Here is a 412-nt window from a genome sequence, read left to right on the forward strand (position 1 = left end):
GTACTGCACGGGCATGGAATAGCCGGCGAAGGGCACCATGCGGGCCCCGAGTTCGAGGTGCAGCGCGTGCAGCGGCGTGGTGTGCAGGGGGGCGGATTCGGCGGACATGAGCGGAGCGGCCTTTCGGGCGAGCGGGGACGGACGACGCGCGTGCCGCCATCGAAGCGCCACGCCTGTGCCCGCTGTCCGCTTTACCTGAGAGATTCACCACGCCGTGCGCGCGGCCTGGGGGGGGCGCGTGGCGGGCTTGCTCCTTCGGTGGGCCTGCCGTGCAGGGCAGGCCTCTCTCCAGCCGGGGAAACGCCCGCATCCCTGCGGGCGCCTTGCCAGTCCTTTTGCCTGAGCGTTCGGGATTCCCTGCGCCTTCGGCGGCGCCGGCCACCCGTTGCGGGCGCGGCGCTCTCTCCTGACC

The 412-nt window shown here is 72.6% G+C and carries 2 riboswitches.

Going from position 1 to position 412, the window contains the following annotated elements:
* Positions 1–172 precede the first annotated feature (172 nt).
* Positions 173–302, minus strand: a riboswitch (glycine riboswitch).
* Between the two features lie 24 nt (positions 303–326).
* Positions 327–410: riboswitch (glycine riboswitch) on the minus strand.
* Positions 411–412: the final 2 nt, after the last annotated feature.

The organism is Myxococcus llanfairpwllgwyngyllgogerychwyrndrobwllllantysiliogogogochensis (assembly GCF_006636215.1).
Taxonomy (GTDB): Bacteria; Myxococcota; Myxococcia; order Myxococcales; family Myxococcaceae; genus Myxococcus; species Myxococcus llanfairpwllgwyngyllgogerychwyrndrobwllllantysiliogogogochensis.